The sequence below is a fragment of the Actinosynnema sp. NPDC049800 genome, assembly GCF_040656635.1.
In the GTDB taxonomy this organism is placed as follows: Bacteria; Actinomycetota; Actinomycetes; order Mycobacteriales; family Pseudonocardiaceae; genus Actinosynnema.
The window spans coordinates 59,202-84,435 of record NZ_JBFAMT010000040.1; the positions used below are offsets into that span (position 1 = coordinate 59,202).

Annotated in this window: 17 protein-coding genes; 9 read left to right on the top strand and 8 right to left on the bottom strand. The window is 74.9% G+C overall.

The window, feature by feature from the left end; genetic code table 11:
• Positions 1-199 precede the first annotated feature (199 nt).
• Genes AB0I91_RS32235 through AB0I91_RS32250 form a run of 4 tightly spaced genes read right to left on the bottom strand, consistent with a single transcriptional unit; the run spans position 200 to position 5,789 of the window.
• Positions 200-1,648, bottom strand: coding sequence for a SagB family peptide dehydrogenase (locus AB0I91_RS32235; protein ID WP_499640319.1), 1,449 nt, complete (start codon positions 1,646-1,648; stop codon positions 200-202).
• Positions 1,649-1,664: 16 nt separating this feature from the next.
• The gene (locus tag AB0I91_RS32240) at positions 1,665-3,578 is read right to left on the bottom strand and encodes a TOMM precursor leader peptide-binding protein (RefSeq protein WP_499640321.1); all 1,914 of its coding nucleotides are present in this window, start codon (positions 3,576-3,578) and stop codon (positions 1,665-1,667) included.
• Positions 3,571-5,382 carry a hypothetical protein gene (locus AB0I91_RS32245; protein WP_499640323.1) on the bottom strand — a complete coding sequence of 604 codons (1,812 nt, stop codon included), beginning with the start codon at positions 5,380-5,382 and terminating at the stop codon, positions 3,571-3,573. The genes AB0I91_RS32240 and AB0I91_RS32245 overlap by 8 nt, the downstream gene beginning before the upstream one ends.
• Complete coding sequence (locus tag AB0I91_RS32250) at positions 5,346-5,789, bottom strand: hypothetical protein (RefSeq protein WP_499640325.1); 444 nt, start codon at positions 5,787-5,789, stop codon at positions 5,346-5,348. The genes AB0I91_RS32245 and AB0I91_RS32250 overlap by 37 nt, the downstream gene beginning before the upstream one ends.
• Before the next feature lie 476 nt (positions 5,790-6,265).
• On the opposite strand from AB0I91_RS32250, the gene AB0I91_RS32255 reads away from it, so the two are divergent.
• The 7 genes from AB0I91_RS32255 to AB0I91_RS32285 all read left to right on the top strand — a co-directional run bounded on the left by AB0I91_RS32255 (position 6,266) and on the right by AB0I91_RS32285 (position 19,120).
• The gene (locus tag AB0I91_RS32255; protein WP_499640327.1) at positions 6,266-13,501 is read left to right on the top strand and encodes an SDR family NAD(P)-dependent oxidoreductase; all 7,236 of its coding nucleotides are present in this window, start codon (positions 6,266-6,268) and stop codon (positions 13,499-13,501) included.
• Positions 13,498-14,775, top strand: a complete 1,278-nt coding sequence (locus AB0I91_RS32260; RefSeq protein WP_498781799.1) for a cytochrome P450 — start codon at positions 13,498-13,500, stop codon at positions 14,773-14,775. Before AB0I91_RS32255 ends, AB0I91_RS32260 begins: the two co-directional genes overlap by 4 nt.
• Positions 14,772-15,746 carry an SDR family NAD(P)-dependent oxidoreductase gene (locus tag AB0I91_RS32265; RefSeq protein ID WP_499640329.1) on the top strand — a complete coding sequence of 325 codons (975 nt, stop codon included), beginning with the start codon at positions 14,772-14,774 and terminating at the stop codon, positions 15,744-15,746. The genes AB0I91_RS32260 and AB0I91_RS32265 overlap by 4 nt, the downstream gene beginning before the upstream one ends.
• A 118-nt stretch (positions 15,747-15,864) precedes the next feature.
• A complete protein-coding gene (locus AB0I91_RS32270) occupies positions 15,865-16,449 on the top strand; it encodes a DUF6230 family protein (protein WP_498781795.1) in 585 nt (194 codons plus the stop codon).
• Positions 16,446-16,820, top strand: coding sequence for a DUF6114 domain-containing protein (locus tag AB0I91_RS32275; protein WP_498781794.1), 375 nt, complete (start codon positions 16,446-16,448; stop codon positions 16,818-16,820). Before AB0I91_RS32270 ends, AB0I91_RS32275 begins: the two co-directional genes overlap by 4 nt.
• A complete protein-coding gene (locus tag AB0I91_RS32280) occupies positions 16,817-17,458 on the top strand; it encodes an SDR family NAD(P)-dependent oxidoreductase (protein WP_498781792.1) in 642 nt (213 codons plus the stop codon). The genes AB0I91_RS32275 and AB0I91_RS32280 overlap by 4 nt, the downstream gene beginning before the upstream one ends.
• A 591-nt stretch (positions 17,459-18,049) precedes the next feature.
• A complete protein-coding gene (locus AB0I91_RS32285) occupies positions 18,050-19,120 on the top strand; it encodes a cellulose binding domain-containing protein (RefSeq protein ID WP_499640331.1) in 1,071 nt (356 codons plus the stop codon).
• A 59-nt stretch (positions 19,121-19,179) separates the two neighbouring features.
• Here the strand turns inward: AB0I91_RS32285 and AB0I91_RS32290 are convergent, their stop codons facing one another.
• Together AB0I91_RS32290 and AB0I91_RS32295 are read right to left on the bottom strand one after the other, a co-directional pair.
• Entirely contained in the window at positions 19,180-21,438 is a 2,259-nt protein-coding gene (locus tag AB0I91_RS32290) for a WD40/YVTN/BNR-like repeat-containing protein (RefSeq protein WP_499640333.1), read from the bottom strand.
• Positions 21,439-21,565: 127 nt separating this feature from the next.
• Positions 21,566-22,447: a S1 family peptidase gene (locus AB0I91_RS32295; RefSeq protein ID WP_499640335.1), complete on the bottom strand. Its 882-nt coding sequence runs from the start codon at positions 22,445-22,447 to the stop codon at positions 21,566-21,568.
• A gap of 114 nt (positions 22,448-22,561) precedes the next feature.
• Here AB0I91_RS32295 and AB0I91_RS32300 point away from each other — a divergent pair, with 114 nt between their 5' ends.
• The gene (locus AB0I91_RS32300; RefSeq protein WP_498781788.1) at positions 22,562-23,407 is read left to right on the top strand and encodes a DMT family transporter; all 846 of its coding nucleotides are present in this window, start codon (positions 22,562-22,564) and stop codon (positions 23,405-23,407) included.
• A gap of 53 nt (positions 23,408-23,460) precedes the next feature.
• On the opposite strand, the gene AB0I91_RS32305 is transcribed toward AB0I91_RS32300, so the two are convergent.
• Together AB0I91_RS32305 and AB0I91_RS32310 are read right to left on the bottom strand one after the other, a co-directional pair.
• Positions 23,461-23,898 carry a hypothetical protein gene (locus AB0I91_RS32305; RefSeq protein WP_499640337.1) on the bottom strand — a complete coding sequence of 146 codons (438 nt, stop codon included), beginning with the start codon at positions 23,896-23,898 and terminating at the stop codon, positions 23,461-23,463.
• A 247-nt stretch (positions 23,899-24,145) separates the two neighbouring features.
• The gene (locus AB0I91_RS32310; RefSeq protein ID WP_499640339.1) at positions 24,146-24,316 is read right to left on the bottom strand and encodes a hypothetical protein; all 171 of its coding nucleotides are present in this window, start codon (positions 24,314-24,316) and stop codon (positions 24,146-24,148) included.
• On the opposite strand from AB0I91_RS32310, the gene AB0I91_RS32315 reads away from it, so the two are divergent.
• The gene (locus tag AB0I91_RS32315) at positions 24,315-25,193 is read left to right on the top strand and encodes an NYN domain-containing protein (RefSeq protein WP_499640341.1); all 879 of its coding nucleotides are present in this window, start codon (positions 24,315-24,317) and stop codon (positions 25,191-25,193) included. The genes AB0I91_RS32310 and AB0I91_RS32315 overlap by 2 nt on opposite strands.
• Positions 25,194-25,234: the final 41 nt, after the last annotated feature.

Consider the following 25,234-nt stretch of genomic DNA (forward strand, 5'->3'; position numbering starts at 1 on the left):
TCATCGTTGTGCCCGAACGGTTCCCGGGCACCTCGTCCAGTGCAGCACGACCGATCCGGTATCCCGCCCCAAACCACTCGTGCGGGTTGCGCGGGCCGAGCTCGCGGCCCGCACGCCTCGTGGTCGTCGCCGTCACGCCACGGCGGTCCTCCGTCACCCGGCCGTGACCCGCTCGAACCGCTTGGTGCGCCACGGGTAGTCAGCCGAGCGGTCCGGTCACCGTGACCCCGGGTCGGGGCGTCCCCAAAAGCAGGAAGGACAACGCGTGCAGCGGACCGGTCAGGCCGAGCACGGCGTCGGTGGACGCGTTGGTGCCGTCGGAGTGGATGCGGGCGGTGAGACCGCACGCCGTCGCGGCGAGGGTGGCGCGGTGCACGACCAGTCCCGCCTCGGCCTGCTGCAACCGGTACCAGCGGTCGCCGAACGTGGCGCTGCCCGTCGTCTGGTCGCCCACCGGCACCACGACCGCCGCCGCTTCCGACAACGACAGGCGGGTGTTCGGTTGCAGGCGGCCGGACAGGACGTCCCCCGTGCCGCCCGCGGCGACCAGGGCGCCGGTCGACCGGTCGTACCGGTAGCCGCCGGGAGGGATGCCCGCGACCCGTTGGACGATCACGTAGGGCGCCACCGTGACCGGCTCGTCGTGGCTGCCGGGCAGGTCGCCCGGATAACCGGCGGCGGCGTGCGCCAGGACGGTCGCCAACGCCTCCGCGGTGATGTGCCGCGGCAGGAACCCGGCTTCCGGTGACGCCCGCAGCGGCAGCGCGTCGGCCACGCGCACCGCCCGTGCCGCGGGCAGGCGCACGACCGCACCGGGCGACGCCGGCCGCGGCACGGGCAGCACACCGGGGTGCGGCGCGGCCGACGCCGCGTGCAGCGCGGTCAGGCAGGGCAGCCGGTCGACCACGCTGGGCGGTGGGTGTTCCTCGACGGCGGCGGGCAGTCGTGGCGGGTCGCCCGGCGGCACCGCGTTGCCGGACGTGCACGTGAGCGCGGCCAGCACGCCCTCCCGCGTCGGGTCGAGGCCGAGCAGCCACTGGCAGGCCGCGTCGTCGAACCGCAGGTGCACCGCCGTGTCGAGGTCGAGCCGCTCGCCGAGCGCCAGTGCCTGCGCGCTGAGCACGCCGACTTCCTGGCACTGCAGGCGATACGCGAACTCCTTGTACTTGAAGCCGTTGCGCCAGAACACCGCGGCGAGCACCACGACCACGTCTGGCACACCGGCCGAGTGACGGGTCAGCGACGCGTGCAGCAGCGGCCGGTGGTCCCCCGGCCGGATCAGGTCGAGGGCGTGGTGCGCGGCGTCGTAGTGGTAGAGCCCGGCGGGTTCGCCGAGCGCGACGTAGGCCTCGATCGGGTACAGCGCGCCACCCGACGGCGCGGGCCGCTTGAGCCGCACGCGGCGGTGGGACCACTCGGCGCGGGTCACGCCGAGCAGGCCGCGCAGCAGGTCGCCGTGCGGTGAGGGCTCCCGCGCGGGCAGCACGACGCGGCCCGCGTACCGGTAGCGCTTGTACGTCGGCGGCGCGGCCGTCCAGTCGACCGGCTCACGCCCGCGCTCGGCGAGGGCGCGCAGGTAGCGGCGGGTCGCCTCGCCCGGCACGACGGCGGGCTGCGAACCCGGTGCGATCACTCGGGAACCGGACACGGCTCCTCCCGGCACGTCAGGGGAACGGGTGGGGGTGCGGGTTGACCTCCTCGGCCGCCAGGTCCGTCGAGCGGTGGCCGAGCAGTCGGGGCACGGTGGACAGGCGCGGCAGGCCGTGCGTGCGACGGTACCGGTGGCCGAAGGTCATCGGCAGCGTCCCCGGCACGACGACCTTGGCGCACGCGAAGCCGCCCGCCCGCTGTTCCGACGTGGTCGTGTCGACCGCGACGACGTCCAGCCCGGTGTCCAGGTAGCGCCGGACCAGCTCGGCCAGGTCGTCGCCCAGGTCGTGGTGGCGCGGCCAGGCGGTCCGCGCGGCCAGGTCGGCCGGCGGCACGGCCGAGCGGTCGTCGAGGAAGCCCCACCGGCCGGCGGTGTCGCGGTGCCCGTAGAGCAGGGCGTGGTCGCGCATCTCGCGGACCTCGTCGGGGTCGGCGACCATCTTCGCCGCGCCGTCGGCGTCGAAGCGCCCCAGGCGGGTGCCGATGCCCGCGGCGGCGTCGGTGAGGGCCGCGTGCAACGCGCGTTCCGGATCCGGGTGCGCCGCCGCGCTGCACCCGTGCAACGGCACCTCGGGCCGGTCCCGCGCGTCGACGGCCAGCACCAGCACCGCGGGCACCCGCTGCTCCAGCGTGATCGAGTAGGCCGACACGTCGTAGCCCCGGCGGCGGCGCACGAACTCGGCGAGCACCGGGATGCGCCGGTCGCGCGCCGCGTCGAGGTCGAGCCGGGGCGCGGGAAGCCTGGCGTACCAGGTAATCAGGAACGCGTCGCGCTCGGCGATCTCCAGCAGGCCGTGGAAGACGGCCTCCTCAAGGCACCCGCCGAGCGCGCAGCCGTTGGAGCACTCGTAGACCAGGCGGGTGTCCTGCTCGGCGGTCCGGCTGCCGTAGTAGGCGTAGCTCTCCGGCACGAGCACCGGTTCGGCGCGCCGGAAGGAGTAGCCCCAGACCCAGGCCAGCGGTCGGGCCGGGTCGAAGCGGGCGAACGGGAAACCGGGCCGGTCGTACCAGTCGTCGGGGTACAGGCCAAGCTCGCGCGGGTCGATCGCCCGGTCCGCGACCTCGGCGTAGGGCGCGTGGACCGACGTGCGGCGACCGAGCGGGCGCAGGCTGCCGTACCGCTCCAACGCCTCGGTGACGGCGGTGAGGCGCGCGGTGCGGAAGTCGCCGCTGCGGCCGTAGCCGTGCCGCTCCCCGCCGCCCGGGCGAGGCGGGCCGAGCCGGGCCGTCGCGGTCGGGATGCCGTACGGCGAACCGGCGGCGAGCGAGCCGATCAGCCCCGTCTCGCTGTCCACATAGGACTTGACGAGCTCGTCCCACCGACCCGTCAGCGCTCGCGTGCGGAACTTCCCGGTGTCCGCTTCGGGCAGTGGCCGGCGGTGGATCCAGGCGGCCGACCGGGTGTCGTCGGGCAGGTCGGCGCAGTCGGGGCACAGCGGGTCCGGCAGGACCGCGTGCCGGGTGAACAGGCAGGTGAGCAGGGAGAACCTCAGCAGCGCGCCCCGCGTGCGCGCTTGCCCGTCGGCACGGTCGAGGTGGCGCAGCTCGTCGGCCACCACCTCGGCGACGGCGTGCGCGGACACCGCCGTGACCAGTGGGGACCGCGCGTCCACCGGGTCGTCGCCGAACTCGGCGCGCAACGCGGCCCGGCCGAGCCGGTCGGCGCGGTTGCCGTCACGCCGGTGCTCGGCGCAGGTGGGGCAGCCGGGCGCGGGCGGCACGGCCGCGGGCCCGATCAGCACGACCGGACCGTCCACCCGGACCGGGAGCCGGCGGCCGGCGACGGGCACGCCCTCGGTCAGGCGGTCGCCCAGCGCTTCGGCCAACGCCGCGCGCAGTCGGCCCGGGGCGGACGACACGGACACCACGACCTGGCCCCGCTCCGGCCGCGACGCGACGACCGGGTCGTCCAGCAGGAGGTCAGTCACCGTCGACCACCACCCGGACCAGGCACGGCGCGAGGCCGCGCACGTCGTCGTCCACCCGCAGCGGCACCGCGACCGGTGGGCGTCCGGCGCGGCGCAACGCGGCGGCCAGGGTGCGGCAGCGCGGGTCGTCGGCGGGCGCGGACCGGTCGCCCTCGGCCGTCCACCTCGTGGTCGCCGCGTCCTCGGGCAGGCCGCACTGCCAGTGCAGCACCGCGCGTTCCAGCCCGTCGCGCAGCGCCTCGGCGACCGTGGTCGCGCACGTGGTGACCGAGGCGCCGGCCACCGCCACGGTGAAGGCGGGCACGCCGAGCGCACAGCCGAGGTCGGTCGCCTCCACGTCCACGGCCGCGGCGCGCAGGAACCGCAGCAGCTCGGCCGCCCGCTCGTCGCCCGTCTCCCGGACCACGGCGGCGAGGTCGCACCGCTCCCCCTCGCGTTCGGCGAGCAGCAGCTCGCAGTGCGCCCGGAGCCCGGCCGCGACCGCGTCACCCCACGTCCGACCCGCGGCGACGCCGACCGGCGCCCGGTACGGGACGTGGGGCTCGATCGGCGCGACCAGGCACGGTGCGCCGGTGAGCAGGTCGAGCCGCTCGCCGCCGCGCGCGTCGACCAGGCTGCCGTAGGTCGCCAAGCCCGCCAGCGCGGCACGCCACCGGGCCTCGTCCCGGTCGGCGCCCCACCCCGTCACCTCGGACGCCCCGACCCAGCCGGGCAACACCGACTCGGGGTCGGAGGCCGACGCGCGGCAGACCGCCAGCGGCACCTGCGGCAGGTCGTCCTCGTCCAGCCGGCCGAGCACGCCGACCCGTTCGTCGACCAACCTCCGGAGCCGCTCGGTGAACCCGTCCGGCTCGATCTCGGCGTCGAGCCGGACCTGCCCGGTCACCGCGTACGGGAGTGGCCGGCACGTGCGGGCGCTCAGGTCCCGCAGGTCGATCCGGGTCAACTCCGGTTCGACCGCGGCGGCCGAGCCCGTCAGGTGCCGGAAGGAGGCGAACGCCAGGTGCGCCGCGACCGCGCCCGGAGCCGGTCCCGTCAGCAGGCCCTCGTCGGTTCCCTCGCCGCGCCACGCGCCCAACCGCCGCCAGCACGACTCCGCCGCGACCACGTCCGGCGCGCCGACCGCGGTCACCCACGCCTCGTCGCCGCCCACCAGCACCTGCCCGATCGCCACGCCCGACCGGGCACTGGCGCGTGCGGCGGCGAGCAGGTCGTCGCGGCGGGCGGACACGCACAGCAGGAGGTCGGTGTCGTCCGGCAGCCCCCGTCCCCCTTCGACGGTCACGTCCTGCTTGCCGTCGCGGACCGCACCGCGTGCCAGCGCGCGCAGGCTCTCCGCGTCGTCGCCGGTCCGCACCGCCACCCGCCGCCACCCCGAGCGCAGCCCCGCTCCCAGCAGCGCCGCCAGCACCGGCCCGCCGCCGAGGAGGGTGACGCGCGCGGAGCGCAACCGCTCGAACCGGTGCTCGGCGGAGTCGGTCGCGTAGCGGATAAAGGCGATCTCCGACTCGTAGACCCGCTGCTCCTCGTCGGTGAGCGCGTGCGGCGCGTCGTCCGCCGCGTCGACCAGCAACCGCTGCTCGTGCAGCGACCGGACGAGGTGCTCCACCACGTCCCGCTGCTCGCTCGCCAGCGGCGCCACCAGGTCTTCGAGGACGTGCTCGCCGGTGAGGAACGGCGCGAGCCGGTCGAGCCACTCGTAGCCGGCGCTGCCGGTCAACGTGCACGCCCCGGCGAAGCCGCTCACGTACACCCCGTCCGGGCTCTTCACGTACCGCACGTCGGGACGTAGTCGTGGGCGCATCTTCCGGACCTCCGCGCGGTGGCTGCTCGGCTTCCGACGCTAATCGAGGGCACCCCGCCCGGACGGGTGTCGAAGCGTGACGGGCCGCCACGGTTGAGTGGTGACGAGGAGTCACCACGTGACGACCGCTCTACGTCCACTTCGGACAAACGCACGCCGGCGGCGACGTTCACCCGTCGACCGTCGCGCAGCACCAAGGCGAGGCGGTCGTCGACCACGACCGAGTCGACCGCCGACCACGGCACAAGGGACCTGGCGAACCAGTTGACGACGACGAGTCCGCCGGCCCGCAGCTCGACCCCGGGGTGGACGGTCGCGAGAACGCCGGGCCACATAATGCCGACGCCGATGACCACGTCGGCACGTCGCCGGATGACCGCGGTCGTGGCACCGAAGTCGTGCTTCATACCGCCTTCCCGCCGGTCCCGGTCAGCGGGTCACCTCTCGTCACATGCTCGTGGCGCACGGTGCGCCCGGCTCGAGGAGCGTTGCCGGAAGACCTCCGCACCGCGCTCATCGTAGGAGGTCCGCAGGTCCGCGGACCGGCCGACGAGGCGACCGCTCGGCGGAACGGGGTGTCCGGCCGCTCACCGGTTCGCCGAGATCTCCGCCGGCCGGTGCGGTCGGACCTGATCCACACCATCGGAGGCCCCCGGTCGGGTGTGCCGGGATCGGCCGCATCGGATGCCTGGCCCCACGAGTCCGACGTGGACGGTCCGGTGGCCGCACCGTCGGGGGGCGGCCACCGGTCCGGGTGAACCTGGCGGTCTGCGTTGGCGGGGCCGTGTCGCGGCCGGCAAGGCTGGTGGCGGACCGGGCCGGCGGCGGCGAGGGGTGAGGCGTGCACACTGCGAACGATCACGAGGACCATTCCGTCGCCATCGTGGGTGCGGCCTGTCGGCTGCCCGGCGGGATCGACGACCTCGCCGGGCTGTGGCAGGCGCTGGTCGACGGCCGGGACCTGGTGGGCGAGGCGCCGGCGGACCGGTTCGACCTCGGCCGGTTCACCGACCGCGACCTGCCGCGCCCCGGCAAGGGCTACACCACGGCGGGCGGGTACCTCGACGACCTCGCGGGGTTCGACGCGGCGCACTTCGGCATCTCGCCGAAGGAGGCCGGGCAGATGGACCCGCAGCACCGGTTGCTGCTGGAACTGGCGGCCGAGGCGCTGGACGACGCCGCGATCGCGCGCGAGGCCCTGGCGGGCAGCGACACGGCGGTGTTCGTCGGCATCTCCGACAACGCCTACGGCGGCCTGCAGATGATGGACGCGCGCGGGATCAACGCCTACACCATGTCCGGCGCCGCGTCCTCGATCGCCGCCAACCGCATCTCCCACTGCCTGGACCTGCGCGGACCGAGCATGGCCGTGGACACCGCCTGCTCCTCGTCGCTGGTGGCGTTCGACCAGGCGTGCCGGGCGGTCCTGGACGGCACGAGCCGCACGGCCCTGTGCGGCGGGGTGAACGCGTTGGTCAGCCCCTACCACTACATCGGGTTCTCGCAGGCGTCGATGCTGTCGAGGAAGGGCCGCTGCTCGGCGTTCTCCGCCGACGCCGACGGGTTCGTGCGCGCCGAGGGCGGCGGGCTGGTCGTGCTCAAGCGGCTCGCGGACGCCCGGGCCGACGGCGACCGGATCCACGCCGTGGTGCTGGCCAACGGCAGCAACAGCGACGGCCGCACCATGGGCCTGTCCCTGCCCAACGCCGAGACCCAGGAGGAGTTGCTCCGCGCGGTGTACGCCAGGGCCCGCGTGCACCCGGACGAGATCGCCTACTTCGAGGCGCACGGCACCGGCACGCCCGTGGGTGACCCGATCGAGTGCACCGCGATCGGCCGGGCGCTGGGACGTCGCCGCACCACCGGCCCGCTGCCGATCGGTTCGGTCAAGAGCAACGTGGGCCACCTCGAACCCGCCTCCGGCATCGTCGGCCTGCTCAAGGCCGTGCTGGTGCTGCGGCACCGGCTGATCCCGCCGTCGCTGCACGCCGACCCGCCCAACCCGGACATCGACTTCACCGGCCTCGGCCTGGCGGTGGCCACCGCGCCGCGCCCCATCCCCGGCGACGACCGGATCGTGGCCGGCGTCAACTCCTTCGGCTTCGGCGGCGCCAACGCCCACGTCGTGCTGGCCTCGCCGCCCGCGCCGGAACCGGTCGAGCCGCAGGGCGACCAGCCACGTCCGGTGCTGGTGTCGGCGAGCTCACCCGAGGCGCTGGAGCAGGCCACCGCGGACCTCGTCGACCACCTCGGCCGCACCGAGGACTTCTACGACCTCGCCCACACGACGTGCGTGCGCCGCGGCCACCACCGGTACCGCCGGGCGGTGCTCGCCACCGGTCCCGCGGAGGCCGCCCGCCTGCTGCCCGACGCGACGCCGGTCGAGGCCGTCGGCGAGGGCCGACTCGGGTTCGCCTACTCCGGCAACGCCTCGCAGTGGGCCGGCATGGGCGCGGACCTGTTGTCCGACAAGGACTTCCGGGTCGCCGTGGAGCAGGTGGACACCGCGCTCACCGCGTACCTCGGCTGGTCCGTGCTGGACCGCCTCACGACGGTCACCGCGGCCGAGCTGGCCGCCACCGAGATCGCCCAGCCGCTGCTGTTCGCCGTCCAGGTCGGCGTCACGGAGGTCCTGCGCGCCAACGGCATCGTGCCCACGGCCGTGCTCGGCCACAGCGTCGGCGAGGTGGCCGCCGCCTGGGCCGCCGGCGCGCTGCCGCTGGACCAGGCCGCCTGGGTGATCGCCGAGCGCAGCCGGGCCCAGGCCCCGACCGCCGGTGGTCGGATGGCCGCGGTGCCGCTGTCCCCCGACGAGCTGCGCCGGCTGCACCCGGCGGCGGAGATCGCCGGGATCAACACGCCCAAGGACGTCACCGTCGCGGGCCCCGCCGACGCCGTCGCGGCCCTGGTCGCCGACCTCGCCGCCCACGACGTCGCCTGCGCCGACCTCGGCCTGGACTACGCCTTCCACACCGCCGCGATGGACCGGGTCCGCGAGCCCCTGTGCGCCGCGCTCTCCGGCCTGGCCCCGGCCGCCACGACGATCCCCCTGTTCTCCACCGTCACCGGCGCCGTGATCGACGGCGCCGAGCTGGACGCGGACTACTGGTGGCGCAACGTCCGCGAGCCGGTCCGCTTCGCCGACGCCGTCACCCACGCGCTGGCCGACGGCGTGGACGTGCTGGTCGAGATCGGCCCGCACCCCGTGCTGCGCGGCTACCTGCGCAAGCTCGCCGCCGCACGCCCGCAGACCCCGACCGCGGTCGTGCCCACGCTGCACCGCGACGCCGACGGCCCGGCCGCCACCCGCACCGCCGTGGCCACCGTGCTCGCCGCGGGCGGCCTGGTCGACCGCGACCGCTACTTCCCGACCCCCGGCCGCGTCACCGACCTGCCCGCCTACCCCTGGCAACGCCAGCGGCACTGGGAAGGCACGCCGGAGCAGTGGCTGCGCACCAGCGGCGACGGCCTCGTGCACCACCCGATGCTCGGCGAACGCCTGCCGTCGCCGCAGCCGTTGTGGCACGGCCCGGTGGAGCCGGTGCTGGTGCCGTGGCTGGTCGACCACCGGCTCGCCGGCTCCGTGGTGATGCCCGCGGCCGGTTTCGTGGAGATGGCGCTCGCGGCGGGCAACCAGGCCCTCGGTCACCCGGTCGAGGTGCGGCACCTGGAGATCAGCCGACCCCTGGTGGTGCCCTGGCCCGACGCGGCGAGCGTGCACACGCAGGTCTCGCTCGACCCGCGCGCCGGCACCGTGACCATCACCAGCACCGACGGCGCCGATCCCGATCCCCGCGCGCACGTGCGCGGCCGGGTCCGCCGGCTGATCGGCCGAGCGCCCGCGCCGCGGGACCTCGCCGCCCTGCGCGCCGGTCTGACCCGCCGCGTCGACGGCCGCGACCAGTACGCCGAGCTGGACGGGCTCGGCCTCAGCTACGGCCCCGCGTTCCAGGTGCTCACCGAGGTGCTCGTCGGCGACGGCCGGGTGCTGGCCTCCTACCGGCACGACCGCCCGTCGGACGACTTCGCGCTCCACCCCGTGCTGCTCGACGGCGCCCTCCAGGCGGGTGCGCCGCTGATCACCCGGAAGCTCCCGGAGGACGCCTTCCTGCCCGCCGCGTTCGACACCCTGCGGGTGTGGCGCACCCCGGCGGACGAGGGCTTCGTGGACGTCCGCGAACGGATGCTCACCTCCAGCGAGGCCTGCTGGGACATCACCGTGCTGGACGCCGACGGCGCCGTGACCGTCGAGGTCGAGGGCGCCCGGATGCGCCGGATCGGCGGGACGGGGCGGATCGGGATCCGGCGCGGCCACACCGTGCTGCGCGCCGCGCCGCACCACGACGAGCCGGCGCCGCCGAGCCCGCTGCCCGGCGCGGACGAGGTGCTGGCCGCCGCCCGGCCCAGGCTCGAAGAACTGCGGGCGACCTTCGAAGCCGGGCTGGCCCGCGCCGGCGAGCTGCACGAGAGGGCCGCGGTGCACCGGACCGTCGAACTGGTGCGGGAAGTGCTGCCGGGCGCGGTGGAGTTCTCGCTCGGCGACCTGGTGGCCGCGGGCCTGCTGACCAAGCACCTCCGGCTCGTGGAGCTGCAGCTGCCGCAGGCCGAAGCCGCGGGTCTCGTGCGGCCGGTGGCGCCGGGGCGGTGGCGGTTGTCCGGTGCCGTCGCGGACTCCGACGGGCTCGTGCGCCAGGTCTTGGCCGACGTGCCGTCGGCCGCGGTCGAGACGATCGTCGCCTTCGGCGCCAACCGCGCCGTGGTCGACGTGCTGCGGGGCGAGCTGGACCCGTTGGAGCAGTTGGCCACCGACGAGAACCAGCGGCTGCTGGCCCAGTTCTACGACCTCGGACCGGTCTGCCGCTTCCACAACCTGGTGGTCCAGGAGTTGGTGCGGCAGGTGGTGCGGCGGTGGCCGGCGGATCGGCCGCTGCGGGTGCTGGAGGTCGGCGCGGGCACCGGGGGCCTGACCGCCGCGGTGCTGCCCGTGCTGCCCGCCGACCGCGCCCACTACACGTTCACCGACGTGTCGTCGTACTTCACCTCCCGCGCCGAACAGCGGTTCGCCGAGCACGAGTGGGTCCGGTGCGGCACGTTCGACCTGGACCGGCCGCCGGCCGAGCAGGGGTTCACCGAGGGCGCGTTCGACGTCGTGCTGGCCGCCAACGCGCTGCACACGGCGAAGGACCTGACCCGGGCGCTGACGCACGTCGCGGCCCTGCTGGCGCCCGGCGGCAGGTTGCTCGCCTGCGAGTCGCACAACCCGGTCGTGCTCGCACCGGTCTTCGGCCTGTTCGACAGCTTCTGGCACGCCGAAGACCGGGACCTGCGGCCGGGCACCGTGCTGCTCGACCGCGACCGGTGGCCGGACCTGCTGCGCCGGACCGGTTTCACCGACGTCGTGCAGACCGGCGCGGAGACCGCGCGGCTGCGCCGGGACTTCTCGGTGCTGATGGCGACGGCGCCGGACACCGACCGCGACCGGCCGCCGTTGCCGGCGGGTGATCCGGACGTGCGCCGGACGCTGCTCGTGGAGACCGCCGCCGAAACGCCGCTGGCCGAGCGGACCGCACGGCTGCTGCACCTGGCCGGCTGCCCCGAGCCGCGGGTCGTGCCGGCCGCCGAGTGGACGCCGGACGGCACCGACCCCGTGCTGATCCTCGGTGAACCGGGAACGCCGCTCCTGGACCGGACCACGCGGTGCGCGGCGCTGCTGCGGTCGATCGCCGAACGACCCGGCGCTGGCGCCGTGTGGCTGGTGACCCGACCCTGTGGCGCGATCCCGACCGAGGTCGAAGCGCCCGGTGACGCGGCGGTCTGGGGCGTGGCGCGCGTGGTCGCCAACGAGTGCCCCGACGTGGTGGTGCGCCGCGTCTCCCTCGCCCGCACGGGCGATCCCGCCGAGCGGCTGGCCAGGGAGCTGCTGGCGCCGAGCGCGGAGGACGAGATCGCGCTGACTCCCCACGGCCGGTTCACGCCCCGCGAGGTCGACCTGCCCGACACGGTGCCCGATCCCGCCGCGTACCAGCTGGAGGTGCGGTCGCCCGGCTTGTCCTACGAGCTCGGCTGGCGTGCGGTCGACCGCCCCGAACCAGGGCCGGACCAGGTGCGGGTCGCGGTGCGGGCCGCCGCGCTGAACTACCGGGACGTCATGCAGGCCACCGGGTTCCTGCCGGCGGAGAGCTACGAGTTCACCGGCCTGCACGCGCCCGGCCTGGAGTGCGCGGGCGTGGTCACGGCGGTCGGCGAGGGGGTGACCCGGTTCGCCGTCGGCGACCGGGTGGCCGGGCTGGCGCCGGGCTCGCTCGCCTCCGAGGTCGTCGCGCCGGCCCGCTCGTTGATGCCGGTGCCCGGGTCGATGACCGACACCGAGGCGGCGACGATGCCGGTGGTGTTCGGCACCGTCGTCTACGGCCTGGGCCGGCTGGCCCGGCTGGAGGCCGGCGAGACGGTGCTGGTGCACGGCGGCGCGGGCGGTGTCGGGCTGGCCGCCCTCCAGTACGCCCGGGCCCGCGGCGCCACCGTGATCGCCACGGCCGGCAGCCCCGCGAAGCGGACCCTGCTGCGCACCCTCGGTGTCGCGCACGTGCTGGACTCGCGCACCCTCGACTTCGCCGACGAGGTCCGCCGGCTCACCGGCGGGCGCGGGGTGGACGTCGTGCTCAACTCGTTGGCCGGTCCGGCGATCGTCCGCGGCCTGGAGCTGCTGCGCCCCGGCGGCCGGTTCGTCGAGCTGGGCAAGCGCGACATGTACGAGGACAACGACCTCCCGCTGCGCCCCTTCGCCAACAACCTGGCCTTCTTCGGCGTCGACCTGTCCGCGCTGTCGACCGACCCGGTGGTCGCCGAACGGCTGCTCGCCGAGGCCATGGACGACGGCGCCTTCCGCCCGCTGCCGCACGCGGTCTTCCCCGCCGGGCGGATCGGCGAGGCGTTCCGGCAGCTGCAGCACTCCTGGCACGTCGGCAAGGTCGTGGTCTCCTTCGACCCCGGCGCCGAACCGGTGGTCGTGGCGGGCACACCGGCGGTCCCCGCCCTCGATCCCGCCGGGACCTACCTGGTGACCGGCGGACTGGGCGGGTTCGGCGCGGCCACCGCGCGGTGGCTGGCCGACCGCGGCGCGCGGCACCTCGCCCTCGTCGGTCGACGTGGCGCGGACTCGCCCGAAGCGCCGGCGCTGCTCGCCGAGCTGACGGCACGCGGAGTGCACGCCGCGGCGCACGCGGCCGACGCCGCCGACCCGGAGGCCATGCGCCGGATCATCACCGACCTGGACCCGCCGCTGCGCGGTGTCGTGCACGCCGCGATGCACCTGGACGACGCGCCGCTCACCGAACTGGACGACGAGCGCTTCCGCGCCGTGCTCAGCCCCAAGCTCGGCGGCGCGGTCGTGCTCGACGAGCTAACCAGGGACCTCGACCTGGACCTGTTCGTGCTCTACTCGTCGGGCGCGGCGCTCGTCGGCAACCCCCAGCAGGCCCCCTACGTGGCGGGGAACCTGTTCCTGGAAGCCCTGGCGCGCCGACGTCGCGCCCTCGGGCTGCCGGGCACGGCGATCGCGTGGGGCGCGATCGGCGAGACCGGTTACGTCGCCCGCAACGACTTCGGAGCCGCGATGTCCGCGATCGGGCTGGACCCGATCGCACCGGCGGACGCGCTCGACGGGTTGGGTGCGCTGCTGGCCGCGGACCACGCCGTGGCCAGTGTCGGTCGGTTCGACTGGTCGATGCTCAGCACCGTGATGCCCGCCCTGCGCGGGCCGCGGTTCGGCGCGCTGGTCCGGCCACCCGACGCCGCCGCCGGAGAGCGCAAGGAGGAGCTGATCCGCAAGCTCGGCCGGATGGCGCCGGAGGAGGCGGTGGCCGCCATCTCCGAGCAGGTCACCTCGCTGCTCGGCGACGTGCTGCGGATGGACCCGGCCGCCATCGACCACCACCGCCGCATCGACCACTACGGCATGGACTCGCTGATGGCCGCCGAACTGCTGGTCTCCGCCCGCCGCCGCTTCGACGTCGAGATACCGCCGCTGGAGCTCGCCCGGTCCGGTGGCACGGTCGCCGACATCACCGAGCTGATCCGGCTGCGCCTGGGTCTGCGCCGGCCGGAGAAGGTGTCCTCGTGACGACGCGCCGACCGGCACGGGCCTCCCTCGTGGACACGATCGCGCTCGGCGCCCTGGTGCTCGTGCCCACCCTCGCCCAAGGCGCGATCCTGCGGCGGCGGCGGATGGTGGGGCTGGCCGCCCGGTGGGACACCAACGACTGGGCGTGCCGGCTGCTGCGCCGGCTGCGCGACAAGCACGGCACGGGACCGTTGCTGGTCAAGGTGTTGCACCGCCGGGTGTTGCTGCTGCTGTCGCCGGAGGACGCCCGGCAGGCGTTGGCCCGGACCACGCTCTCGCTCACCGCCGCGAGCCGGGACAAGGTCGCCACCCTCGGCCACTTCGAGCCCGGCGCGGTGCTGCTGTCCCGCGGCCTCATCCGGGAGGAACGCCGCCGCTTCAACGAGTCCGTGCTCGACTACCCCAAGGCCGACCACCACCTGTGCCCCGCCTTCGACGCCGTCATCCGCGCCGAGGCGGCCGACCTGATCGGCCGCACGACCGGCCGCGGGGCGGACCTGACCTGGGACGAGTTCGTGCGCACCTACCGGCGGATCGTGCGGCGGGTGGTCCTGGGCGACGTCGCCAAGGACGACGAGCAGCTCACCGCGCTGCTCGACACCCTGCGCGGCGACGCCAACTGGTTCCGGCTGCGGCCGCGGCGCGAGGCGTTGCGCGAGCGGTTGTGGGACCGGGTGCTCGGCTACCTCGACGAGGGGTCCGGCGGGCTGGCCTCGTGCGTGGCCGAAGCGCCCCGGACCGCGCGGACCCTGCCCCAGGCGCAGGCCCAGCACTGGCTGTTCGCCTTCGACGCCGCCCCGATCGCCACCTTCCTGGCGCTGGGCCTGCTGGTGGGCCACCCGGACCGGACGCGAACCGACCACGACTACCTGCGCGCGTGCGTGCGGGAGTCGTTGCGGCTGTGGCCGACGACCCTGGCCATCCTGCGCGACACCACCCGGCGCACGACCTGGTCGGACGGCAGCACCGTGCCGGAGGGGACCGCGGTCGTCTACTACAGCTCCTACTTCCACCGCGACGGCGGCCGCCTGCCCTACGCCGACCGGTTCGAGCCGGAGGTGTGGCTGGACGGCCGGGCGGCGGAGGACTGGTCGCTCGCGCCGTTCAGCCGGGGTCCGGCCGAGTGCCCGGGGCAGCACCTGGTGCTCTTCACCAGCGCCACCCTGCTCTCGGCGCTGCTCGACCAGGGCTTGCGGCAGGTCGGCGGCGTCCGGTTGACGCCGGACCGCCCGCTGCCCCGCACGGCCGACCACCACGCGCTGCGGTTCGCATGAGCCGGGTGGTCGGGCGGTTGCTCTTCTCCCGGTCGCGGGTGCGCCCGGCCCGGTTGCGCCGGGCGGTGCGGGACCGGGTCGTGGTCGTCACCGGCGCCTCGCACGGCGTCGGCAGGCAGACCGCGCGGCTGCTGGCCGACGCGGGCGCGACCGTGCTCGTGCTGGCCCGGTCGGCACACCTGCTGGACAAGCTGGTGGAGCAGGTGCGGGCGAACGGCGGGCGGGCCCACGCCTACTCCGTCGACCTCGCCGACTTCACCGCCGTGCGCGAGGTCGCCGAGCGGATCCTCGCCGAGCACGGGCCGGTCGACGTGCTGGTCAACAACGCGGGCAAGTCGATCCGGCGCTCGGTCGAGCTGTCGGGGCGGCGCTTCCACGACTTCCGACGGCTCACGGACGTCAACTACCTCGGCCCGCTGCGGCTGACGCTCGACCTGCTGCCCGCCATGCGCGCGGCCGGGCGCGGCCGGATCGTGTCGGTGTCCACGTTCGCCGCGCGGATGCCGCCGTTCCCCCGGTGGGGCGGCTACCAGGCGTCCAAGGCCGCGTTCGACGTGTGGCTGCGCGCGCTGGCGCCCGAGGTGGCCGGTGACGGCATCCGGGTCGTGCCGGTCTACCTCGGCCTGGTGGACACCAGGATGAGCGCGCCGCTGCTGGCCGCGCGCCGGGTGCCGGCGTTGGACGTGCGGGACGCGGCGCTCACCGTGTGCGCGGCGGTGTGCACGCGGCGGCACAGCCTCGGTCCGTGGTGGTGCCTGCCCGCCGAACTGGGCGCGGGGTTGGTCTCCCGGCCGCTGCGGGCGGTCCTGGCGTGGTGGTACCGCCGCGGTCGGGACACGCCGGCCGCGGTGCGCGCCGCCCGTGCGCCGGCGGACTGGCCGAGGCCGGAGTCGCTCCCGGCCCAGGCCGAGCGCGGGTCGCCGCCCGGACGGGTGCCCGCGGCCCGTCCCGAGCGGTCCGAGCAGCCGTGACCACGCGGCGTGAGCGCCGGTCACGCGTCCGGGGAATGGCCGGTCACCCGGGCCGGCGCGGATCATGGCCGCGGACCGCGGTGTCCCGGCCCCGACAGGCGCGAGCCGAGGAGTGTCGATGGAGCTGCGTGATCGTCCGACAGGTCGCACGAGCCTGCCGCGGCTGGCCGCCGTGCTCGTGCCGACGGCGGTGGCGGGCGCGGTGGTCCTCGGTGGTATCGCCGAGGGCGTCATCGGGGTGTCGTTCACCAGCGGCAGCCCCTTCACCGTGACGGTGGACCGGGTGGAGTCCGACGGGTTGCGCATCGTGCCGGGCGCGTCGTCCGGCGATCCCGGGGTGCCCACCCTGCTGGCGCGGCTGCCCACCGCCGAGTTGTCCGGGCTGTGCCAGTCGGTGACGGTCGACCTGCCGGTGGTGGGTCGGGTGACGACCGTGCTGCGGGCCCCACACGTGCGCACGACCGACCTGGTGCTGGAGGTGCGCGGCATCACCGGCGGCCTGGACGTGGGCCGACTCCGGCTCGGGCCGGTGGCGGACGCGGGCGGCACGCCGGGCTACCAGGCGGGCCGGACCACGCTCACCGACCTCAGGATCACCGCGGGCACGGTCACCGCCGGCACGTTCACGGTCGCGGACCTCGACCTGAGCCACCACAGGGGCGACGAGGGCTGTCCATCCACACAGGACGGACAGGGCCGGTGAGCGGCGGCTTCACCCGCTTCCGGCGGTCCTGCCCGTTCCTCGCCGGCGTGCTGACCACCGCGGCCGGGCTGGAACTGGTCCTCGTGGTCGGCGCCGTGCCCGGTGCGCTGCGCTTCGCGGGTGCGGGCGCGCCGGCGAGCTGGCTGCTCGGCGGCGTGCTCGTCGTCGCGGGCGCGACCCTCCTGCTCGACCCGGCCCGCAGGCACTTCGCGGGCGCGGCGGCCCTCATCGCCGGACTGCTCAGCCTGGTCGGCGCCAACCTCGGCGGGTTCCTGCTCGGCTTCCTGCTCGCGGTCGCCGGTGGCGCGCTGGCGCTGGCCTGGGTGCCCGACCGCGGCCCGGTCGGATCACCCGCGGAAGGCTCCTCATGAACGACGCCCGACTCCGGCACGCCGTGCGCGACAAGACGGTCCTGCTCACCGGAACGTCCAGCGGCGTCACCGACGCCGCGACCCGTCACCTGACCCGGGCGGGCGCGCGGGTCCTGGTCGCCACGCACCCCGCGCACCGGCCGATCGGCGAGGTGCCGGTCTACCGGGCCGATCCGGCCACGCCGGCCGCCATGCGCGTGCTGGCCGAACGGCTGCTCGACGAGCACGACCGCCTCGACATCGTGATCCACACCGCGGGCACGCCGCCGCGGCGGCCGTCCTGCCGGGACTTCCAGGACACGATCAACACCCACTACGTCGGTCCGACGACGCTCATCCGCGGCCTGCTGCCCGCGCTGCGGACCGGCGGCTCGGCCCACCTGATCAACGTGTGCCCCGCGCACCTCCGCCTGCCCCTGCCGGCTCGCTGGGGCGGCCACCGCGCGTCGAAGGCCGCGTTCGACACCTGGTTCCGCGGCCTGGCCCTGAAAGGCCGCGACCGCGGCGTCACCACCACGACCGTCTACACCGGACTCGTCGGTGCCGACGCGGTCACGCTGATCTGCGACGCCATCACCTCGCGGCCGCGGCAGATCGCGCCCTGGTGGCTCAAGTGGCCCCACGCCATCGGCCATTGAGCTGAAAGTTTCGAAACGAGACGTCGAGTTCGCCGCCCGGCCGAGAGCCCGCGGTTAGCCCGAACAGCTCAGCTCACGTGGTCGCGCTGCCGTGCCGCCGCCGGTCTGCCGCAACGGTTCCGCACTGGGGACGGCCGGGTGATCGCGCAGTTCACCAGGCCGATCCCGGTGTTCGACCACGTGCCGACGCGGGCGGGCGGCGGGCGTGGGCGGGCCGGCAATCGGCCGCACGCGACGCACGGCCACCGGCCGTGACCGCGTCTCGATTGCCTTGCCAAGCGGAAACATTTCCAAGGACACTCCTGAACGTTTCAGAGCCGGACACCGACGTCGGGCGCCGGGCAGCCTTCACGCGCTCCGCCCCTGCCCGTGGTTGTGGAGGAACTGCCCGATGAGAACCGCGAACGCGTTGCCGTGCGCCGGTTCAGCGGTCGGCCACGCCATCCCCGTCGACACCGGCCAGGTCATCCGCTTCCTCCGGCGCCGGCGAACCGCCGTCGTCCGCCCTCGACGGGCAGGACCGAGTCGTCGCCCGACGAACGCCGCCGACGCCACCACCCACCGAGTTCACCTTCCCCGGAGGTCCGGTCCATGAAACGAAGGCACCTGCTCGCGAGCGCGGCCGCCGCCCTGACCCTGGTGGCCGCCGCGGTGCTCGCCGTCGGCACCGCGCAGGCCGACAGCGGCGTGAAGGTCATGCCGCTCGGCGACTCCATCACCGACGGCTTCAACGTCCCCGGCGGCTACCGCGTCGACCTGTGGCAGAAGCTCGTCGCCGGCGGCCGCACGGTCGACTTCGTCGGGTCGATGACCAACGGCCCGACCAGCCTCGGCGACCGCAACCACGAAGGCCACTCGGGCTGGACCATCGCCCAGATCGACAGCAACATCACCAACTGGCTGCGCACGTACACGCCGCGCACCATCCTGCTGCACATCGGCACGAACGACATGTACGGCAGCAACCCGGGTGGCGCGCCCCAACGCCTCTCCACCCTGGTCGACCGGATCACGACCCTGGCGCCGAACGCGGACCTGTTCGTCGCGACCATCGTGCCGCTGTCGTCCGGCGACGCGAACGTCCGCGCGTTCAACGCCACGATCCCCTCGATGGTGCAGAGCAAGGTCAACGCGGGCAAGAAGGTGCACCTGGTCGACATGTACCGCGCGTTGACCACCGCCGACCTCGCCGACGGCGTGCACCCCAACGCCGGCGGCTACTCGAAGATGGCCACCGCCTGGTACAACGCGCTGTTGTCCGTCCCGGGCAGCATCGACGACCCCACCACGACCACGACGACCACGAGCACGACGACGACCACCACAACCACGACGACCACCACGAGCCAGCCCGGTGGCGGGGCGTGCGCCGCGACCCACCGCGTGGTCAACTCGTGGGGCGGCGGCTACCAGGCCGAGGTGAAGGTGGCCAACACCTCCACCGCGTCGCTCAACGGGTGGACGGTCCGCCTGACCCTCCCGTCCGGCCACACCGTCAACAACCTCTGGGGCGGTGTGAACACCGGGACCAGCGGAGCCGTGTCGGTGCGCAACGCGCCGTACAACGGCTCGCTGGGCAGCGGGGCGTCGACCACGTTCGGCTACGTGGCCAACGGCCCGAACGCCAACCCGCCGCTCGACCTGACCTGCGTCAGCCCGTGATCCGCCGGTCGGACACCGCCGCGTCACGTCGACCCGGCGGTGTCCGGCCTCGCGGGTGATCAGGGCACGGTGGTCTCGTAGAGCCCACGGCCGAAGGTGGCCGCCACGAGCCGGTGGTTGCGGCCGTCGTACTCGATGTCGTCGACCGCGACCCTCGGCAGGCCGTGGCCCAGCCTGAGCCAGTGGCCTGGCGCGAGCGCGTTGCCGACGAACACGCCCTGGTCCGTGGCCACGTACAGCTGTCCGGCGCGGCCGAGCACGACGTCGTTCACCGGCGCCGACGGCAGGTTGCCCGAGACGTCGGTCCACCGGGCGCCCGCCGACCGGGTCGCCAGCACGTGCGGCTGCGCGGAGCCCGACCGGTAGCCGGACAGCGTCACGTACGCCGTGGCGGGGTCGCGCTCGGACACCGCGATCCGGGTGACCCACGGTTGGCCGTCGAGCACCTTCGCCCAGGTGGCGCCCAGGTCGCGGGTGAGCCACACCCGGCCGTCGTCGGTGCCGACCCAGATCGTGCGCGGGTCGGACGGCGCGGCGGCGACGGTGGTGATGGTGCCGTAGGGGTAGGTGTCCTGGCCCGGCCCGCCGGTCAGGTCCGGGCTGATCGGCGTCCAGGTCACCCCGTTGTCGGCCGACCGGTTGAGCCGGTTGCCGCCGTAGTACAGGACTTCCTGGTCCGACGGGTCGAACTGCACCGGGGTGAACCAGTTGCGGCGGTCCGCGGTCGTGGCCGGGGTGAAGAACGCCATCGTCGTGCCGCCGTCGGTGGATCGGAAGCAGTTGCCGTACTGGTAGCAGGCGAAGACGTTCTCCTTGTCGCGCGGGTTGATGATGTTCTCCTCGCCGTCGCCGCCGAGGTACTCGTTGAACGCCGGCCCGCCCCACGACCGCAGCGAGCCGTTGTCCTGGGTGCCGCCGGACACGCGCGTGACGTCCTGCGGGCTGATCGCCACGCTGTAGAACTGGGTCCACGGCTCGTGCTCGGCCTTGACCCAGCCGCCGTCGCCGTCGGCGTCCGACCGGTACACGCCGCCGTCGTTGCCGAGGTAGACCCGGGCCGGGTGGCGGGGGTCCCAGACCATGGCGTGGTGGTCGACGTGGATCGACGCGTCGTCGGCGGTCCAGGTCGCGCCGCCGTCCTTCGAGGTCAGCAGCGGGACGCCCGCGACGTGCACGTGCCGCGAGTCGTCCGGGTCGACCCAGACCTTGCCGAACCACCAGCCGAAGGTCGACTGCGAGGTCTTGAGCACGTCCGGCTCGGGCTGCCGCGTCCAGCTGTCACCGGCGTCGGAGGAGGTGTAGAAGCCGGCGAAGGGTCCCGCGGTGCTGTTGACGATGGCGTACAGCCTGCCCGGTTCGGACGGCGAGACGCCGATGCCGATGCGGCCGACGTCGGGACCGGCCGCCGGCAGCCCGCCCGCGAGCCGCTGCCAGGTCAGGCCGCCGTCGGTGGAGCGGTAGACGCCCGAGCCCACGCCGCCGTAGGTCCGCTTCACGGGGGTCCGGCGGTGGTCCCACAGCACCGCGTACACGCGCTTGGGGTCGGTCGGGTCGATCTGCACGTCGACCGCGCCGGTGAACTCGTTCGGCACGTCGAGCACGCGCCGCCAGCTGCCGCCGCCGTCGGCGGAGAGGTACACGCCCCGGTCGCCGCCCGCGCTGTAGAGGGAGCCGTTGGCGGCGACGAACAGGCGGTCGGGGTCGGTGGGGTCGATCGCGATGCCGCCGACGGCGCCGGAGTCGCGCAGGCCGACGTTGCGCCACGACGTGCCGCCGTCGGTGGAGCGGTAGACGCCGGTGCCCTCGTAGGTGACGCTGCCGCCGCCCGGGTTGGGCTCGCCCGTGCCGACGTACAGCGTGCCGTCACCGGCCGCCGCGACCGCGCCCATGGCCTGGGTGGCGTTGTCCGGCCACGCGGGGGCGAACGTGCGCCCGGCGTCGGTGGACCGCCACAGCCCACCGCTCGCGGCGGCGGCGTAGACGGTGTCGGCCCGGCGCGGGTCCAGCGCGAGGCTCACGATCCGGCCGCCGATGTTCGTCGGACCGATCGACCGCCACGGCGCGCCGGCGGCCGGGATCCGGTCGGCCTGGGCGGCGGCGAGGTCGTGCGCGTGCCGCGGGATGGTGTCGCCGCGGACGGCTTTCTGGAGGAACCGGTGCTCGGCGGGCGCCGACGGGCCGCGGACCGGGCGGTACTCGCCCGGCTGCCCGGTGCCCGGTGGGTCGGCGGCGAGGGCCGGTGGGTCGGCGGCGAGGGCCGGCGCGGGTGCGAGCAGCACCAGCGCGCCGGCGAGGACCAGCAGACGGCGGACTCTCATCGGGAACCCCCAGACGTGGACGTCGGCATGGCGTCGCGCACGCTAGGGGACGCGGTGGCCGGCCGGACACCGACGATCGTGGGTCGTTCTTGACAGTTGGTCGACGCGTGCCGGTCGTGGCGGGTGCTCAGCCGGTCACGAGGGCGAGCCCGTACGCCGACAGCGGCTCGGCGATCGGCTGGATCCACGTCGTCCCGCCGGTCGAGCAGTTGCCGGACCCGCCCGAGACCAGGCCGACCGCGCGGACCGCCGTGCCCGAACCGGGGTTGGTGACGACGGGTGCGCCGGACGCGCCGGGCTCGGGGCACGCGTTCGCGCGGATGAGCTGGCCGACGCAGCCCTGCGGGTAGCAGACCGTGTGGTTGATCCCGGTGACGCTGCCGCACCGCCACCCCGAGACCGGGCTGGAGTAGCAGACCGACGAGCCGACCGGCGGGGTCGCGAAGCCGCTGACCGTGACGTCCGGGCCGCTGCTGTGCCGGTCGACCAGCGGCGTGGACACCGCGGCGGTCGACGCCACGCGGATCAGCCCGTAGTCGTTGGTCGGGAACGAGGAGCCGGCGCTCGGGCCGATGTAGCCGCCGACGCCGTGCCACTCGCTGCCCGTGCCGACGCAGTGGCCGGCGGAGAGGACGTAGCGGGTGGTGCCCGAGCGGGCGTTGAAGCCCAACGTGCACCGGGTGCTGCTGCTGTAGATCGCTTGTCCGCCAATGAGATCCCACACCGGGCGGGGCGCTTCGGCGACGTGCTCGACGGTGACCGCGCCGGCGCCGAGCCCGCGTGCCCACTCGGCGACGCCGGTCGCGTCGCCGTGCACCGAGACCACCACGGCCTTGGTCGCGGTGTCGACGTGCCACCCGGTGACGGTGTCCGGCCGCGTCGCCGCGCCCCGGTCCAGCCGTTCGGCGGCGAGGGCGGGCCCGGCGGTGTCGCCGGAGACCGGCCCGGCCGTGGTGAACGCGAGTCCGGCCGCCAGCACGGCCGCACCCGCTCGACGCGCGAAGGTCATGGTGCGCTCCCCTCCAGGATCGCGACGGTAACGGCCGCGGGAGCGCGCCGGATAGCGACCGTTCGTGGACATCGCGTCACCCCGCGTAACCGGGGCGGCACCTACTCTGGTGAGGTGGGGATCGCGATCCTGTGCGCGCTGGCGGGTGCGGTGCTGAGCGCGGTCGGCGCCGCGCTCCAGCACGCGGGCGTACGGGACGTCGGCGACCTCACCGTGCGCCGGTTCACCCGGCTGGCGGGCAACCGGCGGTGGCTGCTCGGGTTCGCGGTGCTGTTCGTCGCCGCGGTGCTGCAGATCCTGGCCCTGGCGATGGCGCCGGTGACGGTCGTCGCGCCGCTCGCCGTCATGTCGTTGCCGATCATCGCGGCGATCGGCGTCCGGCACGTGACGCGGGGGTTCGCGGTGGCCGTGATGGCGGCGACGGGCGGGGTGGCCACGTTCGTCGCGATCGCCGCGCGGTCCGCCGTGACGACGGACGTGCCGCCGGCGACGGCGCTGCGGGCGGGTCAGGTGGTCGCCGCCTTGGTGTGCGTGTTCGTCGTCATCGGCGCGTTCCGGAGCGGGACGGCACGTGCCCTCGCGCTGGCCGCCGGGGCGGGTGCGGCGTACGGGCTGGTCGCCGTGCTGGTGCGGGACGTGACGACCGCGCTGCCGCGGTTGCACTGGGTGTCGTTCGCCGGGTTGGCGGTGGCTTTCCTGGTCGGCGCGGCGCTGATCCAGCTGGGGTACGCGAGCGGCCCGGCGGACCTCGTGGTGGCCGGTCAGACCGTGGTGAACCCGATCGTCGCGGCGTGGATCGGGATGGTGCTGCTGGACGAGACCCAGGGAGCCGGCCGCGGCACGGTGATCGCCCTGGTGACGAGCGCCGCCGTGTCGCTGACGGGCATCGCCGCCATCGCCCGCTTCCACCGCCGCCGCCTGGCGTCCCTGCCGACCGACCACGCGCCCACGCCGCCGTGACCGCGCCATCCCGGTGGACGGCGGGATGGCGCGGGTGGTGCGGTACGACGTGGTCAGTCGGTGAGGACCACGTCGTAGTGGTAGTCACCGCAGACGGTGTGCAGGCGCGGTGGGTAGCGCCACAGGGTGGTCGAGCAGGTGCGCCACTGGAGGGGGTGCTCGTTCGCTCCCAGCGGGGCGAGGGAGACGGTCTTCGGTTCGTCGCAGGGCGCGGTGATCTTGCCGTAGGTGGAGCCCCACTTGTAGTCGATGTGCCGCAACGGCGCGCAGTCGCCGACGGTGATGACGAACGAGTTCGGTCCGTGCTCGGGGGACGTGTCGCCGGGGTTGTACCGGATCGTGGACACCTCGGCGGCGGTGGGGACGGCGGGGGTGGCGGCGGCGAGGCTGGTCGGGGTGAGGAGCAGGACGATCAGCAGGGCCAGTAATCGGCTGGGGACACCAAGGCCTCCTCGGGAGTCGGGTACCGCCCGTCCGAGTGCCCACTCCACCGGTCCGCCACACCTGTGAGGTTCGGGGCGGGCGGCGGCAGGGCCGACAGCGGGGTGACGGGGAAGGGGCGATGGCGGGCCGGGGACGCGTGGTGGCCGGATGCGTTCGCACGCCGGAAGCGCGGCGGGCAGGTGTGGTGGACCGGTGTCGACCCACGGCACCGGCGTTCGTGTTGCCGACGTCAGAACGCTCGCGCAGCGGCGAGGCGGCGTGCTCGACGCCGCGGCGGGCTGTGGCGGTCGGCGGTTAGTCCGGGTCCATCCCACCGGCGCCGGCGATGCCCTCGGGCGTCGACTCGTCCGGTGTGGTGTTGGCGGAGCCCGACTGCTCGTCGGCGTAGGTCGGGCGCGAGTGCTCGTCGGCGAAGTCCGGCTCCCCCGCAGTGGCGGGGTCGGGTTCCGGTGTGGTCACGGCCATGGTGTATCCCTTCGGGGGACGGCCCAAACCAGCAGGGGAGATCGTGCGCATCGGGGTGTTCTACGACGGGACGTGGTTCGCTTACCTGAGCGATTTCTACGCCACCGCCCATCCGCGTCGGGCGCGGATCTCGCTGGCCGGGTTGCACGACGCGGTGCGCTGGCACCTCCACACCCGCACGGGCACCGCACTCGACGACTGCGTGATCCACGAGGCGCACTACGTGCGCGGTCGCATCGAGACACCCGCGGCGGCGTTCGACGCGGCCTTGGCCGCCGCCGGGGTCACGCGGCACGACCTGCCCCTGCACGGCGGCAAGGAGAAGGGCGTCGACGTCCACTTCGCACTCGAGGCGTGGGAGCTCGCGACCACCGCGCCGTTGGACTGGGTCGTGCTGATCACCGGTGACGCCGACTTCACCCCGCTGGCCACCCGGCTGACCGGTCGCGGCATCGGGGTGATGGTGCCGGTCGTGGACGACCGGTCGGCCCCGGAGCTGCAACCGGCCTGGACGCCGCGCACGGCGGCGCCGCTGAGGGCCGCGGCGACCTCGACGCCCGCGTTCGACGACCTGTTCGCGCCCGCCGACCGCCTCGGCTACCCGTTGAACGGCCCGTTCGTGCGGTCCACCGAGGTCGTGGCCTCGCCCGCCGGCGCGCCGCGCGGCCGCCGTCGCGGCACCGTGACCGGCTGGAAGCCGGGGCAGCCGCACGGGTTCATCACCGACAGCCGCGGCAGCTCGTGGTACGCCTCCCGCGACGACCTGCCCACCGGCCTCGCCATGCTGCCCACCGGCACACCGGTGTCGTTCACGGGATCGCCGGTGCCGTTGCCCGGCCGGAAGTACCCCCGCGCGGAGTCGATCCGGTTCGAGTGAACCGCCGGGTGCGCGGACGCCGGCACGTCCGCGCACCCGGC

What these genes read in the sequence shown, in the direction of transcription:
- AB0I91_RS32245 (WP_499640323.1), bottom strand. Translation starts at nt 5,382, where the DNA reads ATGCGCCCACGACTACGTCCCGACGTGCGGTACGTGAAGAGCCCGGAC.
- AB0I91_RS32250 (WP_499640325.1), bottom strand. Translation starts at nt 5,789, where the DNA reads ATGAAGCACGACTTCGGTGCCACGACCGCGGTCATCCGGCGACGTGCC.
- AB0I91_RS32265 (WP_499640329.1), top strand. Translation starts at nt 14,772, where the DNA reads ATGAGCCGGGTGGTCGGGCGGTTGCTCTTCTCCCGGTCGCGGGTGCGC.
- AB0I91_RS32270 (WP_498781795.1), top strand. Translation starts at nt 15,865, where the DNA reads ATGGAGCTGCGTGATCGTCCGACAGGTCGCACGAGCCTGCCGCGGCTG.
- AB0I91_RS32280 (WP_498781792.1), top strand. Translation starts at nt 16,817, where the DNA reads ATGAACGACGCCCGACTCCGGCACGCCGTGCGCGACAAGACGGTCCTG.
- AB0I91_RS32285 (WP_499640331.1), top strand. Translation starts at nt 18,050, where the DNA reads ATGAAACGAAGGCACCTGCTCGCGAGCGCGGCCGCCGCCCTGACCCTG.
- AB0I91_RS32290 (WP_499640333.1), bottom strand. Translation starts at nt 21,438, where the DNA reads ATGAGAGTCCGCCGTCTGCTGGTCCTCGCCGGCGCGCTGGTGCTGCTC.
- AB0I91_RS32295 (WP_499640335.1), bottom strand. Translation starts at nt 22,447, where the DNA reads ATGACCTTCGCGCGTCGAGCGGGTGCGGCCGTGCTGGCGGCCGGACTC.
- AB0I91_RS32315 (WP_499640341.1), top strand. Translation starts at nt 24,315, where the DNA reads ATGGTGTATCCCTTCGGGGGACGGCCCAAACCAGCAGGGGAGATCGTG.
- AB0I91_RS32310 (WP_499640339.1), bottom strand. Translation starts at nt 24,316, where the DNA reads ATGGCCGTGACCACACCGGAACCCGACCCCGCCACTGCGGGGGAGCCG.